This window comes from Vagococcus allomyrinae, assembly GCF_017829975.1.
In the GTDB taxonomy this organism is placed as follows: domain Bacteria; phylum Bacillota; class Bacilli; order Lactobacillales; family Vagococcaceae; genus Vagococcus_D; species Vagococcus_D allomyrinae.
Map to the genome: position 1 here is coordinate 24,843 of NZ_JAEEGA010000005.1, position 15,861 is coordinate 40,703.

A 15,861-nucleotide genomic window follows, 5' to 3' on the forward strand; every position below is an offset into this window, starting at 1 on the left:
TTCTTCATCCTTCCTAACCCTTAATTCCTGATTGACTAAAGGTGGCGATAATCTGGCGTTGAAAGACCGCATACATTCCTAATGGTAGGAGCATGGTCATGACGGAAATTGCCATCGCCACTGGAATATCCGTTCCACCTTCAGCACTGACAAACAGTTGTAAAGCCAGGGATAAGGTGTAATTCAGCTCACTTTTGAGAATTAAGGCCGGCCAGACATATTCATTCCAGGAATTAATAAAAAAGATAATTCCGATAGAGAGGATTGCTGGTTTAATCAAAGGCACCACAATGCCACTTAAAATCTTTAAATGAGAAGCCTTTTCTAGCCTTGCCACTTCCAGTAAGGACTGTGGTACGCCACGCATGTGTTGTCGCAGTAAAAAAATCCCTGTGGCATCTGCCAGTTGCGGTAAAGCGACCCCTAAAAGTTGGTCCCGCAAACCAATTTTGGAGATGGTCATAAAGTTAGGCACCATGGTCACTGTAAAAGGGATAAAAATCGTACTGATCAACAAAAAATACATTAACTTTTTGCCCCGAAATTGAAAGAAAACAAAACTGTAAGCAGCAAAAAGGCCAGTCACTAATTTAAAGACGGTCACAACCGTGGCAATTAAAAAGGTGTTAGCAGTAATTCGCAAAAAGGGGATCTTGGTCAAAACATTTCTATAAGCAGCTGTCGTAAATTCTTTGGGCCACAAGCGCAAACCACTGTTAAAGGCCTCCGTCAACTGTTTAAAAGAGGTCGTCAAGGCAAAGATCAGCGGATAGACAAACAGCAGTACGACGACAATAAATAGCAGATGCCAAAAGACTTCTGGCTTCAACTTAATTTTCATAATAAACACCCTTCTCCACGTACTTAAACTCCACTAAAAGCAACACAACAAAGACCACTAGGGTCATAATCGATAAGGCTGAAGCCTTTCCCGTATTATAGTAACCGAAGGCTTCCTGATAAACACCGTAAATAATGTTGGAGCTGGCGTTATTAGGCCCTCCTTGGGTCAAAACTTTAATCGGAGTAAAGACATATTGCAAACCTTGAACAATGCTCATAATTAAGACGTAAACCGCTGTTGAAGACGTTAAGGGCATGACAATCCTACGAAAAATCTGACGGTCAGGTGTTTTCTCCAAGCGAGCCGCTTCAATCAACTCTGGCGAAACATTACTCATCCCTGATAACAGCACTAAAAAGTTATAGCCAAAGGTTTTAAAGACTGCCACCAAGCTAATGACCACGATGACCAGTCCTTTAGTTTTAGACCAAGCAGGCAGGGTTATGCCAATTTTAGCCAGCAGTAACCCGACTGGTCCCGAAACGGGATTAAAAATCCACTGCAACACAATCGCCCCAACAACTAAGGAAATTAAACTGGGCATAAATAATAGAATTTTATAAACCCCTTTGCCGCGTTTCATGACAAAGGTGTTGACGAAAGCAAAAACATAGGGAATCAAAAAGTTAAGGACCATCAGCAACACCATGTAAAGAGCAGTATTAGCGAACAGTTTCAGCGTCACCGGATCAGTCAAGACGTCCAAGTAGTTCCCTAAACCGACAGGTACTTTGATTGGTGCAACCATGTTCCACTTTAAGAGACTTAAATACAAGGTGTACATTACGGGCCAAAACATAAAAACGAGAAAAGCCAGACCAGCTGGTGCTATAAACAGCCAAGCCAACACCTTTTCCCGTTTTTGTTGCGTTAACCTCATCCACCTCACCTTCCTTTCATCATACACAGACTAGTCCATCAACTGATTAATTTCTTTTTCCGCATCCTTCAAGGCTTTTTCAACGCTAACAGTCCCTTCTAAAATCTGGTCTCGGGTGTTGGCAAAGATCTGCTCAGCCTGTGCTCCGACATCATCAGGAAAGGCCGCCCACGGGTAAATTTCCGCCAATTCTTCGTAAGCAATCCCAAAAAGCTGATTCTCTTTAAGGTAATTTTGCAAGCCATTAGGGTCTTTTGCCACATCCTCTCGCGGCGGCAAATAACCGGTATTCTTTGACCATTTTGCCAACCACTCTGGCTCCATCATAAATTTAATAAATTCCCAAGCCGCTTGCTGCTCTGCTGGTTCTTTCGCTAAGATCGGCAAAAAATTCCCGCCGGCAGGAATGCGTCGTTCTTTTCCACTAAAAATTGGAAATTCCGCCCCTTTTAACTCAAATTCAACAGTGCTTTGAATTGTGTCAATCTTTGCACTGGTGCCTAAAAAAATCCCCACCTTACCATTACTAAAGGCTTGAATCCCTTCATCTGCGCCAATATGGAGGGCTGTTTTATCTTTCAGCACCATATCCGCAAATAACTCATAAGCTTGAATTGCCTCTTGCGAAGCAAAAGTCGCCTTACCATTCTTTAGCATCTCGGCTCCATTACTTTCCAACAATCCTTGAACTGCCCAATTATCGGCATATTCCTGCATGTAAAAACCATACTCCCCAGTTTTATCGCTGATGACCTGAGCCATCTGCCGAACTTCTTGCCAAGTCGTTGGCGGTTGCTCTGAATCTAGGCCTGCCGCTTTAAACAGATCAGCATTATAATAGATAATTGGCGTGCTGATCGCATAAGGTAAGCCGATTTGCTCTCCATCCACTTGGGCCAAAGATAAGATATTCGGCAAAAAAGTTTCACTTAAATAACCTTGATCGTCTGGGACTTGCTCAGCGATTAAGGTTTTCGGGTCAATATACTCAAAATTTGCGGCAAAATACTTCAAGTAGTTATAGCCGATCATGGCAATCGAGGGCGCTTCACCAGCCGCTACCTCCGCTTGTAAATTTTGCATTAGCCCCGGGTACATATCCGGGTTATACACTTCTGTTACGTTAATCTTATCCTGACTATCATTAAAAGCCGTCACCATCTCCTTAATGACCGGCGCCCCAAAATTTTCCGAAAAGACATGCCAAAAACTAATTTCCACAACTTCATCCTGAGAGCTCTCATTCTTTGGCTGACTGCCACAACTGCTACCAACTACCCCTACAACAACCGCGATTATCATGATTAACCATTGGTGTTTCTTCATCATTCCCTCTCCTTCGCGCTGGCTTCCTTAAACAAAATTATTCTAAAGGATGACGCAACCTCCTACCCTCGCGATAGGTAGAAGGCGACCATCCTTGCAGTGAGCGGCCTAATCAAATTCCAATCCATCTTAGCGATCAGCTGCTGGTTGTCGGGAAATGCTAACTACGCTTGTTCACTGATTCTCTTTTGAAAACACCGTTCACTGCACCGATCAGCATCAACTAATATTAATAGAGTCTGCTTAATCACAGTTCGTGGCTTAACTTTGATTCTCAACGGTTGACTAGCGCTAACCCCACGCTAAAAAAGCAACATCAACCTACATCTAACGTCGCTTATCAGCTACCTGATTAAGATAATCACTAAACTCACCGATTATTCAAACTTCTAGAAAACTCACTAAAATACCTTCAGATCATTTCAAATTTTCGCTACAAAATGACACGCGCTTTATTCAAGGACCATCAAGAAGTTGCAATAATCATTGGCAAAGGGTAATACTGATCAGCTGGAGCGCCTAGTCTGGTCAAGCTTCATGATGAAGCCACTTATGTTTTGTTGGGGGGGACTCTATTAACAGGCTCATTGTACGACGTTATGGAAGCGGTGTCAACGCTAGCTTTTTTTAAATAACAAGTAGCATTGTGAACACCGCAACAAAGAGGCTCAATCAAAAAAAGACTTTAAAAACACCGTTCTCATTTAGAGAAAGCTCTTGAAACTCCCCGTATTTTTTTAGCTAACGAAAGATAGCTTTCACATTAACTTCAGAATTATCCGTTATTTCCTTTGCCTGTCCTTGTTTTAAAAAAGCTTATAATCCGAATTATTGAACGCTTAGAAAATAACAAGAGGAGTCAGCCCCAAAACAAGGGACGACTCCTCCACCGTTATTAAAAAATGCTTTACGCTAAGACACTTCTTACACTTGAGCAGGTAAGGTCGTCATAAAATTAGCGACAGCTCCAATTAAGTTTGCTTGATTGTTAAATTGACAAATCCCTAAAGGAACGACTAAATCAGTGGCTTGCACTTGGTTGATCAGCGCCTCGACTTTCAAGGTCAAAATAGCTAACAAATCAGACCGACTGGATAAACCGCCCCCGATCAACACTTTGTCAGGGTTAAAACTCACCGCCAAATTTACAATGCCTCTTGCCAATCCATCATACATCTGATCAATCGCTTTTTGGGCAGCTTGATCGCCGCCATCAGCTAAAGCAAACAATTCTTTGCCAGAGAGGGGTTGCCCTCCCAGATGTGCCGCCGCAAATTCACGGGCCACGACAACCGGACTGGCGACTTGACTAAAGGTTCGCTGTTGATCCATTAACATGTAACCAAACTCGCCGCCAAACAACTGTGGTCCTTTGACTAATTGTCGATTGAGAATCACCGCCCCACCAATGCCACTGCCAATCACTAAAAAGAGACTGTTGGCCACCTCTTTAGCCGCTCCTTGCCAAACTTCGGCCAAAGCCGCACAATTGGCATCATTTTCCATCGTCACTGGTAAATTAAACAGGCTTGCCAATTGGCTGACGATCGGAAAGTGATGAACGTAAGGCACGGCACTAATGCCGCCAATTACGCCCGTTTCAGTGTTAACAGCACCTGGGGCACTAAAAGCGACGCCGGTGATTTGATGAGTCTTTTTAACGTCTTCAAAAACTCTCATTAATTGTTGTTGCATCTCTGGCCATGTGGCCGGTGTAGGAAAGTCATTTGTCTGACTTAATTGTTCCTCCCACAAGCCGTACTTGACGGCTGTACCGCCAATATCAAAGGCTAAAATTGCCATCTGAACCTGCTTTCTTTTCTCTTGCTAATCCCTTGTCAGTACCACGTCAATTGAGAAGTCGTCATAACGATGAACCGAAATCGAATACTCAAAGGCCGCCCCTGTGTCTAAATAGCCTATTTGCTCGGCCACTGCCACAGGATCGCCTTTTTCCAAGTGCAGATGTTCTGCCTCAAAATCTGTGACCTTGCGCGCCGAAATATTTCGATGCCCGCTTTGAATCACTAAATGCAACTCTTCTTCAATGTATTCGTAAATAGAATGTTCAATCGTTGGCGCTTTTAAGCCGGGAATTAAATCAATCGGCATGTACATTTTCTCCATAACGGTCGGTAGTCCATCGATGTGACGCACGCGATAGATGTCGTAGACAAAGCTGTCACTCGTCAAGTTTAACTTGGACTGAGCCACCTCTGGACAGGGAATAATTGAGAAATTGATTATTTTACTCAAGACAGTTCGATTCGGATTCAGGGCGGTTGTTCCTCTGAACTGATTAGCCACGCTGAGCCGTTCCATCTCTCTTGGGTTAATGTCTTTGACAAAGGTGCCTGACCCCCGGCGTTTAATGATTAACCCTTCTGTCACCAAGATGTCCAAAGCTTTCTTGATGGTCATTTTACTAGAATCATACGTGACACAGAGGTCTTTTTCAAAAGGAATTTGTTGATTTGCTTGATATTCTCCCTTTAAAATTCTATTTCGAATATCATTGGATATCACAATGTATTTTTGCATGGTGTCACCTGTCCTTTTGCTTTCTAAGCCGTCTTCTGATAAAAGTATAAGGGTTAATCCAGCCGTTGTCTAGCTTTGGTTAAGGCTTAAATTTTAATGCCATGGCTTCTGGAATCTCTACTTGATTAGCCTGAGCTGTTTTAGCGAACCAGTGGCCTGATTTTTTAATGGTTTTAACTTGTGTGTGAATATTGGTGGCGATCAATCCGTAACGGTTGCGGTAAGCATTTCCCCAAGACCAGCAGTCCAAAGGGGTCCACAAATGGTAACCAAAACAATTTGACCCTTCACTTATCCCTTTCTCAAGCCAGTATAAATGCTCCTGAATGAATTGAATCCGATAATCGTCTTCAATTACCCCTGCTTGGTTTAAGAAGCGTTCCTCTCGGGAGACACCCATGCCATTTTCAGAGACAAACCAAGGCAAGTTCCCGTAGTTATCGCGAATATTGAGGGCAATGTCATAGAGGGCTTGGGGGTATATTTCCCAGCCTTTGTCCACATTCATCCGGCGGCCAGGCATGTGGTATTCCTCAAAATAACGACTAGGCATCCAATCAACGGCCAAGCTATCGGCGGAAACTGCTGGTTGCTGCACTCGGTGGGGATGGTAAAAGTTAACACCAAGGACGTCGATCGTATTGTCTTTAATGATTGCCAGTTCCTCTGGCGTACTGTCCCATAAGACTCCATCGGCTGCCAATAACTCGACTAAGGCTGGCGGAAAGGTTCCTTTCGTTGAAGGGTCCATAAAGAGCTGATTCATCCACAAATTGGCGATTTCAGCCGCTTTTAAATCAGCAGCTTCATTGGTTGCTGGATAAGAAGGCGTTAAATTGAGAATAATACCGATTCGACTAGCCGGCTGTTGCTTGATTCGGCGAAAGGCCTGAATCGTTTTAGCTGAGGCCAATTGAATATTATAAGCCACTTGGACGGCTTTTTTGCCATCGACGAGTTTAGGGTAGTGAAATTGGTATAAATATTGCCCATCCACCACTACCATCGGTTCATTAAAGGTAAACCAATCCGTAACACGGTCACCAAACAGGTTGAAGCACTGCTCGGCAAATTTAACAAACAATGTCACGACATGCTTGGACTCCCAGCCACCGTATTGCTGGTAAAGAGCTACGGGGATATCAAAGTGATGCAAATTAATCACAGGTCGAATGCCTTGACGGATAAACTCATCGATCAGGTCATTATAAAAGCGGACACCATCCGGATTAAGACTCGCCGTTTCAAAATCATCAATCAATCGAGACCATTGGATCGAGGTCCGAACAGAATTTAAGCCGACTTCTTTCATCAACGCGATATCTTCTTTAAAACTATTGTAAAAATTAGAAGCTGTATCTGGTCCGACTTGATCATAAAAAGCTTCTGGTTCTACCTCATACCAGTGATCAAAAACACTGGCATGTTGTTTATTAAAACGCCCTTCACTTTGGGGGCCTGATGTAGCCGCTCCCCACCAAAAGTTTTCTGGAAATTGTTTTTTCATCCTAACACCTCATTTAATTAGTCTGCTCTTAAATAAAAGAGCTTGCTGGCAAAATCCCCTGGCATTTCACGGCTCCAGTAATCATTTTCACGGCCGATATAGTTGCCACCTAAAATCAAGCCAATTTGAGCAAGATCGTCCCCATAGCGCTTCTCTTGTTGATTGATTTGATAGCAATACGTCGGGTTCAATCCTTGTAACTTCAAACGTTCATATGGCGGATTAGGCTTAGCTAAGACCTGATAATAACCGACTAACGCGGTTTTTTGATCCTGAGACACGACCATCCACGCTACCTCATTGGACTCGAAAGGACTCAGTAAGCGATAAAAGGTCCCTTGTTGAATCAATGGCTGAACGTCTTTAAATTGCCGAATCTGTTCCCTCACTTGTGCTTTTTCAGTTGCGGTTAATTGAGTTGGGTCCAGCTCGTAACCAAAGGTGCCGAACAGTGCCACATCGCCACGCATTTTCAAACTGGTCATCCGAGCCACTTGATGATTGGGAACCGCGGAAACGTGACTTCCCATCGTCGCTAAAGGATAAACCATGGAGGCACCATACTGTATTTTCAACCGCTCAACAGCGTCTGTATCATCACTTGTCCACGCTTGAGGGGCGTAATAGAGCAAAGCGGGGTCAAAGCGACCGCCTCCGCCGGCACATGATTCGATCAAGAGATCAGGGTAGTTTGTGACTAAGCGGTCATATAAGTCATACACCCCTAGAATATACCGATGACTTAGCTCACCTTGGCGATTTGCCGGTAAGTCAGTCGAAAAAGCTTCTGAAATATAGCGATTCATGTCCAGCTTCAAATAATCAATCTGGCTGGTCTCAAGAATGGCTTGCATTTGAGCAAAGATTTGATCGACCACGGCTTTTCTAGAAAAATCCAGCACAAATTGATTGCGACCATGGGAGATTTGTTTAGTTGGCTGACCGATCAGCCAGTCTGGGTGTTCCTCATAAAGCTTCGTGCCTTTGGAAATCATCTCCGGTTCAAACCAAAGACCAAACAATAACCCTTTTTCATGGATTTTGCGGGCCAAGCTAGGCAAACCGTTGGGAAGTTTGGCTTGGTCGACAAACCAGTCCCCTAAAGATGAACTGTCATCGTCCCGCTTGCCAAACCAGCCATCATCTAACACAAATAGATCCACGCCTAAGTCAGCGGCCTCTGTGGCAATGGCTAACAGTTTCTCTTCATCGAAATCAAAGTAAGTCGCTTCCCAGTTATTAAGCAGCACTGGCCGTTGTTGATTAGCCCAACGGGGATTGACGAGTTGTTGCTGGTAAAAGTCATGAAAGACTTGACTCATGCCGTTTAAACCCGTCTCACTGTAAACCATTACGGCTTCTGGTGTGTCGAATTGACTAGCTGGCGCCAGTTGCCAGCTAAATTGATACGGGTTAATCCCTAGCTGAACGCGACTAATGCCATAAGAATCTACTTCAATTTGCCCTCTAAAGTTACCGCTGTAGATCAAACTAAAACCAAAAGCCTCGCCACTCGATTCAGTTGTCGTCTCTGGACAAAGGGCTAAAAAAGGATTGTGGACATGACTGCTGGCACCACGAGTACTTGAGATCGCCTGAACCCCTTTGATTAAAGCATCTCGTTCAAGTTGTGTTTCCCGAGCCCAAGCCCCATTTAAATGAAGCCATTCCAACTGATCAGTCGGCAAATCCAGGTTTAAACTGGCCAATTGCTTGAGGAAAAAATTCTCTGTCCCTGAATTTTTGATCACCGTCCGCCGCGTAATGACCGGATAATCAGTAAAAATGGTATAAAATAAACTGAGTTCCAGTTCACTGTAACGGTCTTTTAAATAAACCACCAAGGTTTCTGCTTGAGAGTCATTAGCGAAGGTTGTCGGCAAACCAGGCACTGATCGTTTACCGGTATAGGTATCATACCCCTGATACTCAAATTGACTGAGGGAATCACCGGCTGGATAAGCCACTTCTAAAGCCGGATAACGAAAGTCCGTCGTTCCAAAAACTGGCAGTTCTTGCTTAATATGCTCCAGCGATGTTGTTAAATTCCCTTCCAACTGATTGTTAGCTGGACGAACTTCCCGTTCGATCAAATAACTAAAATCCTCTCGATGACGAATCGCTTTCCCGTAATAGAGGTGTTCCAAAGTCTTCGTTGCTTCCATCACGCGGAACAAATAACTGACTTTGCCATTAGTTAAATGAAACTCCTGCTCTTCATTGATTTGAATTAATTTCACGTCTACACTCCTCTAATTGATTAATTGTCGCTGGGAAGAACGACTAGCTAACAGCTTAGTCGACAGTTTGCAAAAGGCGCCAGGCACGACTAAGACAAAGATCACCAGATTAGTATAAGCCAGTAACAGTCCCCCGATTAAAAGAAACCACAGACTGAGGCTAACGGGAAATCGTCTAAGCATGAGGTCTAAAGCTTTGGCATAAAGCAAGGGCTGTTGCTCAGCTGTCGCACTTAAGTAAGCCAACCAAATGAGATAAACCACCACCAATTGAACCAGCAATCCCAAAACAATTAACAGCAAGTTCCCAGCAAGGTTAAAGCGCACGCGGTACCAGTACAAAAAAACGACCCCCGCTAATAAAAAACTCACACTGAGCGACACCACACGCTGGTATTTCAACTGCAAGCTGACCTTAAAGCGGTCCCTAAATCTCAAGGTTTGACTGTCTCTTGTGCTATTGGCATAACCACAATAGAGCCCGTCAAGCCACCCGTAGACGATCCCTGACTTCAACAGCCTTAACCAAATCATCAAAGAAACTTGGACTAAGTCATAAAAGTGATTGACCAATTGAATTAGTTTTGATGTTCGTTGTGCCATTTAGACCCCCTCCTTACTTAACTGATCCAGCGACACCGTTATAAATATACTTTTGTAAACTGACAAAAACGATTAGAATTGGCACAATCACGATAATCACACCTGCTAAAATAACTGGCCAATTAGTCCCATAAGGCCCTTTAAAGGCGAACAGGGCGGTGGAAATCACTTTCAAACTACGGTCTGGCATATAGAGAAAAGGGTTATAGAAATCATTGTAGACACCCACACCACTGATGATTAACATGGTCACAATCGGGGCTTTTAAATTAGGCAAGATAATCCGCCAAAATATGCCGAAGTAAGAGGCCCCATCCAAGTACGCCGATTCATCCAAAGAAATTGGAATTTCATCTAAATACTGTAAAAAGATGTAGATCGAAATAACATCTGTTCCCAGGTTAAGCAGAATCACTGACCACATTGTATTAAACAAACCTAAGCTGTTAATAATTTGGAAAGTGGCAACTTGACTCGTAATCCCAGGAATCAACATGGCCACCATAAACAGGGCCATGATAATTTTCTTCAATTTAAAGTTAAAGCGATTCATCGCATAGGCAAACATTGAACCTAAGGTTAGTTTGCCAACCATGCTAGCGACGAAGATAATCAAGGTATTTTTGAAGCCTAGCAACATTTGGCCGTTGACAAAAGCGGTCTTGTAATTACTTAGATCGATGGCTTTAGGCAGCTCCAAGACACCGCTGCTTAAAAACTCCGTGTTCGATTTAAAGGAGCCGATAAAAACCACTAAAATTGGAATGATTGAGGCCAAGGCCCCGATAATCAACACCAGATATTTCAAAATTGCCGACGGCTTAAGGTTAAAAGCTTTGCTTTTTTTAGGTTTGACTTGGGATAGTTCCATTAGTTTGTTCCTTTCTCGCGTGTTGTCAAGCGTTGAATTCCCGTCACAATTAGCACAATACTCAAGAGGATCAGGGCCATTGCTGAGGCAAGACCTACTTTGTTATACTTAAAGGCCGTATTTATCGTCTGAATAACGAAGGTTGTCGTCCCATTAGAACCGCCAGTCATAATATAAGGAATATCAAAGACACTGAGAGAGCCGCTGACACCTAAGACGATGTTTAGGAAAATAATGTTTTTGATGCTCGGCAAGATGATGTAACGAAATTCATCCCAACGATTGGCCCCATCCATTTCAGCCGCTTCATAAACTTCCGGGTTAACTGATTGAATGGCTCCTAAAAAGATTAGGAAATTAAAGCCGGTATAGCGCCAAACAGAGGTGAAGGCCAAGGATATATTGTTAATCGCCCGATCTCCTAGCCAAAGACGAATCTGACTGTCTAGCCCGATTGCGCTCAGTAAGGTGTCCAAGGTCCCGCCGCCTTTGTAAAAATAAAGGAAAATAAAGCCAATGGCCACGCCATTTAGTAAGTAAGGGAAAAATAAGATCCCTTTCCAAAAATTGGCAAACTTCACTTTAAAAGATAAAATCGTGGCAAACAGCAAGGCGATGCCTAGCTGAAAGAAGGTGGCAATAAAATAATATAAACTGGTTTTAAAGACGGCAAAATAAGTGGGATTGGTTAACACGGTCTTATAGTTATCCAAGCCAACAAAATCAGAATTAGGGCTAAAACCATTCCAGTTGGTGACACTGTATTGAACCATTTTGACTAAAGGGTAGTAGGAAAAAGCAATTAACAACAACACCGGAATCGCCGTAAAACTGACGATTAACAAGCGTTTTTCAGCTTTTTGACTTAATTTAAACTTACTCATCTTCTCTTCCTTTCCAATCGTGATGCCCATCATTTAGTCGGCAAGTCACATCCTCTAAAAAGCTAAGTGATGACAGGTACTTCCATCGTCAGGCACTCCTTGAAAATCAGAAGGACCTGTCAAATTAGGCAAGATAAGGCTGGAACTTGTCCAGCCTTACTGACATTTATTCGCCGGAAACTGTCTTAATACTATCGGCCCAACGCTTGTTGAAATCTTTCATAATATCGGCAAAACTTTCTTTCGTATTGCCAATAGCTGCATCAATCAACCGTTGTTTTTCATTGTCCGTGGTGCCAATACCTAGCTCAGATTGATCGTTAATATCACTGAAAAGTGATTCTTTGCCTGCTGGGGCTGGATTTTCTTCAATCAATTCCACACCCGCATCCTTGCTTGCTTGGAGAGCTGCTGGATAATCAGCACCTATTACCGTTGGCAAACCACCATTATCGACTGCATAATCAGAATCGTTGACTAACCAATCAAGCAATTTACGAGCTGCTTCTTTGTGCTTGCTGTTAACGTTAATCGCTAAGTTGTAGTCTCCGCCAACTCCCATATACTGTTTACCATCCGGAGCCGTCATCGGGAAGGCTTGGAAGGTGATGTTAGCTGCGTTATCAGGGTCGACTTCTTGAATCTGTGGCACTGCCCAGCTTCCTAACACCATGACACCGATTTTATTATTGGCCATGTCCACTTTGGATTGTTCCCAATCAGTGGTCGTTGGATCTACTTCAATTAACTTTTGCTCACTGACGTCAAAGAGTAATTGATAGATATCGGTCATGACCTTACCATCTTCGAAGGGGGCCGTGTCACTAGTCATTTTATTAGTAAAATCAACATCGCCTGAAACACCTGCTCGCGTGAAATCCCAGTTTGACAAGGTCCAACCGGCCGCATAATTCGTGTATAGCGGGGTAACTTCTGGGTCATTCTTTTTGATGGTCTCCAAAGCTTTAACAAAGTCTTCAGCGGTTTTAGGAAATTCCTTAATCCCAGCATCTTCAAATACTTTCATATTGACGACCATTCCCGTCGCATTCATCTGAGTCGGAATCCCATACGAAACGTCTTCAAAAGAACGATCATTCAAGCCTAAGTATGTCTCAGCTAGCTCTGCCTTTTTACCTAGCGGTTCGAAGAAGTGCGGGAAATCCTGTGGCTTAATGTCACCTGGCAACATCAATAAATCACCATATTCGTCGCTGTTCATCCGTGTTTTCATTTGACCAGCATAATCGGTAATCGTCTGAATCTCCACTTTAATATCGGGATATTTTTCGTTAAAAGCTGCCATGTACTCATCCCATTTGCCATTGCCTTCCCAATCTGTCTTATGATTGATAAAGGTAATGGTTTCTGTTTCTGTTTCGCCTTTTTCTGAAGCCTTTTCTTTACTGCCACAAGCTGTCAAGACTCCTAAAGTAATCGCTGTCAAACTTAATAATCCTAAAATAGTTTTTTTCTTCATGAATAATTCCTCCTAAAAAGTTTTTTCGGAAACGATTTCAACAACATGATATCACTTTTATAAAGATAAGTATATACTTATCTTTAATTTTGTTGAAAATTATTTTTAACAACCCTTTCAGCCGGTTTGCCATACAAGGCGTAATCATCGTTTTGACAGGCTTCTTCAAGGTCATAGAGCTGCGCTTTCCAATCCCACAAACCAAACCCTTCCACCCAAGGACGTCGTTCACAGGCTTGAAACATTGACTGATACCAATTAGCCTGAGCTTCAAGACTTAAGCCATCATTGAGTTCCCAATTGTTTGGCAAATACTCACTGTTAAGTCGGCTGGGGCAACCTACTTCGCAAAAGAAAAAAGGTTTGTCGAATGCCTTAACCACTTGCTCAATGCGATCTAATTCTCCTTCCCAACGATCCATTGGGTAATAGCCAGAAGAAGAAATAACATCCACGGCATCCCACCAATCAATAAAGTTCTCCTGATACTTATCACAGTTGTAACTGATCAAGCCTTGATAGTTAGAGCGAACGGTTTCAATCAACTGACGCCATTCCTTTTCTCTGCGATCGGTATTAACCAATTCACAGCCAATGATTAACATCTGGCAAGCCGTTTCTTGAGCTAGTTGGGCATAGTGATTAATATACTCCCCATAGGAAGCAAACCACTCTGACCATTTAGGCTCTGGTGGCACATCGTGCTCAAAAAAATTGATGTGAGCGCGCCATGTGCCGTCGCTAACATTGACCATCGGCTTTAAAATCACCTTCAACCCTAGGTCATGAGCATGAGCAATCATCCCCTTGACTTCCTGATCGCTTAAAACCGTCTCATCCTGCCAGTTAATCATTGTAGATTGAGCGGTATCCTGTTCCGCCACAATCGCCAAAATCACATGATCTGCCTGACATCGTTCTTTAAGTAGCCTAAGAGATTCGCGACTGCTACCAGTTTGCCAGTCTCCCCGCTGGCTCATAAATCCAAAAGTTACACCATTAATAAATTCCATCTCGTCCTCCTTTTACTTATAGGTCCGGTGTCCACTATCACTACGCTAAGCTTCGATCTCATCAATCTCTAGAGACCTATCTCAAGAATTGAAGGGCTAAATGCTGCCGTCATTCTTAGGGCTTTAGCCCTTAGAGATGAGGGACAACGTAGTGAAGCATTAAGCATAGGGGCCCTCCTTTTACTTATGGGTCCGGTGTCCACTATCGCTAAATGCTAAAGCATTAAGCATAGGGGCCCTTCTTTTACTTCGTAAATATGTATTGACTTTACATTTTATAAGTATATACTTATATTGTTGGTTGCGATTTCATTATGACGTATTATCTTCAATTTGTAAAGGGGTGACCTGTTGAAAAAAGAATTTTATCGCAAAATGTGGTACTTCACCTTCCCGATTACCTTGCAATTACTGATCACTTCTGGCTTGTCAATGATTGATTCTGTCATGGTTGGCAAACTGGGAGTTGACGCCATTGCCGCTGTTGGGATTGCTAACAAGTACAGTCAATTTCTGATTGTCATTTTACAGGGGTTTGCCAGCGGAGCAACGATCTTTTGCGCTCAGTTCTGGGGACAAAAAAATCTTTACGGCATCAAAAAAATCATCTTTCTCGTCAGTCAATTGGTCACACTCTTCTCCGTCGCTTTTGCTTGTATCACACTTATTTGGACGGAAAAAATTGTCATGCTCTTCTCACAAGATGTAGGCGTTACTGAGCAGGCTATCCCTTTTTTGCAGTTGCTAGCCATCGGGTACCTTTTTACTGGGCTAGCCATGGTTTTTTCCGTCGCGCTCAAAACGATTGGGCAAGTTCGCTGGCCCACGGTTATTAGTCTGGCCACTCTTTTGTTGAACACAGGCTTAAATTGGCTCCTGATTTATGGAAATGGTGGGTTCCCACAACTGGGAATTAAAGGAGCTGGTCTGGCTACTTTAATCGCTCGTCTAATGCAGGCGCTCTTATTAGGTGGCTTGCTGGTTAAACAAGGGATTTTACGGGCTGAACCTCAACCAGATAACGGCACGACCAAAAACTATTTTAGAATTACCTTGCCATCGATTATCAATCATCTCACCTGGACTCTTGGTGACTTGGTTATTTTTTGGTTGTTTACCCGTATTGGTACCTTACCGACTGCGGCCATTGCTTTAATCGACCCTTTGGTTTTTGTCTTTATCTGCGTCTTTAGCGGGATCAGTGATGCTTCGTCGGTGATGATTGGCAATGAATTAGGTGCCAGAAATAAGACAACCGCTTTATTTAATGCCAAACAATTTATTAAACTGACGATTGGCCTTTCTCTGGTAAGCTGTGTTTTGATTTATATCGGCTCGCCGCTTATTTTGCAATTGTACGCCGTAACGGTCGAACTTGAGACCCTCGTTCAGCAGATTCTATTAGTTTATGTCTTGATTTTGCCCTTTAAAAACGTCAATTATGTGAATAATGTGGGCATTCTCAGAGTAGGTGGCGACACTCAATATGTCATGTGGCTCGACACCTTGGTTATTTGGTTGTGGGCCATTCCCATCACCTACTTTAGTATTCGCTTAGCTCTGCCTTTTCCACTGATCTACTTATGCGCCTGTTCCCATGATATCTTGCGAGCGCTAATTGGGATTAAACGAACCCAAAGCAAGCGCTGGCTCAGAACGATTATTTAGGAGG

General features: G+C 43.1%; 13 protein-coding genes. 1 reads left to right on the forward strand and 12 read right to left on the reverse strand.

The features are described 5' to 3' along the window. Positions 1-13: 13 nt before the first annotated feature. The 12 genes from I6N95_RS08705 to I6N95_RS08760 all read right to left on the reverse strand — a co-directional run bounded on the left by I6N95_RS08705 (position 14) and on the right by I6N95_RS08760 (position 14,189). Positions 14-841 carry a carbohydrate ABC transporter permease gene (locus I6N95_RS08705; RefSeq protein ID WP_209526725.1) on the reverse strand — a complete coding sequence of 276 codons (828 nt, stop codon included), beginning with the start codon at positions 839-841 and terminating at the stop codon, positions 14-16. Beyond that, positions 831-1,724, reverse strand: coding sequence for a carbohydrate ABC transporter permease (locus I6N95_RS08710; protein WP_209526726.1), 894 nt, complete (start codon positions 1,722-1,724; stop codon positions 831-833). The genes I6N95_RS08705 and I6N95_RS08710 overlap by 11 nt, the downstream gene beginning before the upstream one ends. A 30-nt stretch (positions 1,725-1,754) precedes the next feature. Next, the gene (locus I6N95_RS08715) at positions 1,755-3,050 is read right to left on the reverse strand and encodes an ABC transporter substrate-binding protein (protein WP_209526727.1); all 1,296 of its coding nucleotides are present in this window, start codon (positions 3,048-3,050) and stop codon (positions 1,755-1,757) included. Positions 3,051-3,974: 924 nt separating this feature from the next. Then, entirely contained in the window at positions 3,975-4,853 is an 879-nt protein-coding gene (locus tag I6N95_RS08720) for an ROK family protein (RefSeq protein ID WP_209526728.1), read from the reverse strand. A 24-nt stretch (positions 4,854-4,877) separates the two neighbouring features. Further along, positions 4,878-5,591: a GntR family transcriptional regulator gene (locus tag I6N95_RS08725; RefSeq protein WP_209526729.1), complete on the reverse strand. Its 714-nt coding sequence runs from the start codon at positions 5,589-5,591 to the stop codon at positions 4,878-4,880. A 79-nt stretch (positions 5,592-5,670) separates the two neighbouring features. After that, positions 5,671-7,098 (reverse strand): glycoside hydrolase family 1 protein, encoded by a 1,428-nt coding sequence (locus I6N95_RS08730; protein WP_209526730.1) that lies wholly within the window; start codon positions 7,096-7,098, stop codon positions 5,671-5,673. Positions 7,099-7,115: 17 nt separating this feature from the next. Beyond that, entirely contained in the window at positions 7,116-9,338 is a 2,223-nt protein-coding gene (locus I6N95_RS08735; RefSeq protein WP_347340543.1) for an alpha-galactosidase, read from the reverse strand. A 12-nt stretch (positions 9,339-9,350) separates the two neighbouring features. Beyond that, on the reverse strand, positions 9,351-9,941 hold the full coding sequence (locus I6N95_RS08740; RefSeq protein ID WP_209526731.1) for a hypothetical protein: 591 nt from the start codon (positions 9,939-9,941) through the stop codon (positions 9,351-9,353). 13 nt (positions 9,942-9,954) lie between these two features. Continuing rightward, positions 9,955-10,812: a carbohydrate ABC transporter permease gene (locus tag I6N95_RS08745; protein WP_209526732.1), complete on the reverse strand. Its 858-nt coding sequence runs from the start codon at positions 10,810-10,812 to the stop codon at positions 9,955-9,957. Next, the gene (locus I6N95_RS08750; protein WP_209526733.1) at positions 10,812-11,696 is read right to left on the reverse strand and encodes a carbohydrate ABC transporter permease; all 885 of its coding nucleotides are present in this window, start codon (positions 11,694-11,696) and stop codon (positions 10,812-10,814) included. The genes I6N95_RS08745 and I6N95_RS08750 overlap by 1 nt, the downstream gene beginning before the upstream one ends. A gap of 166 nt (positions 11,697-11,862) precedes the next feature. Further along, positions 11,863-13,176 carry an ABC transporter substrate-binding protein gene (locus tag I6N95_RS08755; protein WP_209526734.1) on the reverse strand — a complete coding sequence of 438 codons (1,314 nt, stop codon included), beginning with the start codon at positions 13,174-13,176 and terminating at the stop codon, positions 11,863-11,865. 83 nt (positions 13,177-13,259) lie between these two features. Beyond that, a complete protein-coding gene (locus I6N95_RS08760) occupies positions 13,260-14,189 on the reverse strand; it encodes a glycoside hydrolase family 113 (RefSeq protein WP_209526735.1) in 930 nt (309 codons plus the stop codon). A 351-nt stretch (positions 14,190-14,540) separates the two neighbouring features. On the opposite strand from I6N95_RS08760, the gene I6N95_RS08765 reads away from it, so the two are divergent. Further along, positions 14,541-15,857: an MATE family efflux transporter gene (locus I6N95_RS08765; RefSeq protein ID WP_245249322.1), complete on the forward strand. Its 1,317-nt coding sequence runs from the start codon at positions 14,541-14,543 to the stop codon at positions 15,855-15,857. Positions 15,858-15,861 lie beyond the last annotated feature (4 nt).

Coding starts and splice junctions, on each gene's coding strand:
- I6N95_RS08745 (WP_209526732.1), bottom strand. CDS start 10,812: ATGGAACTATCCCAAGTCAAACCTAAAAAAAGCAAAGCTTTTAACCTT.
- I6N95_RS08730 (WP_209526730.1), bottom strand. CDS start 7,098: ATGAAAAAACAATTTCCAGAAAACTTTTGGTGGGGAGCGGCTACATCA.
- I6N95_RS08720 (WP_209526728.1), bottom strand. CDS start 4,853: ATGGCAATTTTAGCCTTTGATATTGGCGGTACAGCCGTCAAGTACGGC.
- I6N95_RS08750 (WP_209526733.1), bottom strand. CDS start 11,696: ATGAGTAAGTTTAAATTAAGTCAAAAAGCTGAAAAACGCTTGTTAATC.
- I6N95_RS08725 (WP_209526729.1), bottom strand. CDS start 5,591: ATGCAAAAATACATTGTGATATCCAATGATATTCGAAATAGAATTTTA.
- I6N95_RS08740 (WP_209526731.1), bottom strand. CDS start 9,941: ATGGCACAACGAACATCAAAACTAATTCAATTGGTCAATCACTTTTAT.
- I6N95_RS08760 (WP_209526735.1), bottom strand. CDS start 14,189: ATGGAATTTATTAATGGTGTAACTTTTGGATTTATGAGCCAGCGGGGA.
- I6N95_RS08710 (WP_209526726.1), bottom strand. CDS start 1,724: ATGAGGTTAACGCAACAAAAACGGGAAAAGGTGTTGGCTTGGCTGTTT.
- I6N95_RS08715 (WP_209526727.1), bottom strand. CDS start 3,050: ATGAAGAAACACCAATGGTTAATCATGATAATCGCGGTTGTTGTAGGG.
- I6N95_RS08755 (WP_209526734.1), bottom strand. CDS start 13,176: ATGAAGAAAAAAACTATTTTAGGATTATTAAGTTTGACAGCGATTACT.
- I6N95_RS08705 (WP_209526725.1), bottom strand. CDS start 841: ATGAAAATTAAGTTGAAGCCAGAAGTCTTTTGGCATCTGCTATTTATT.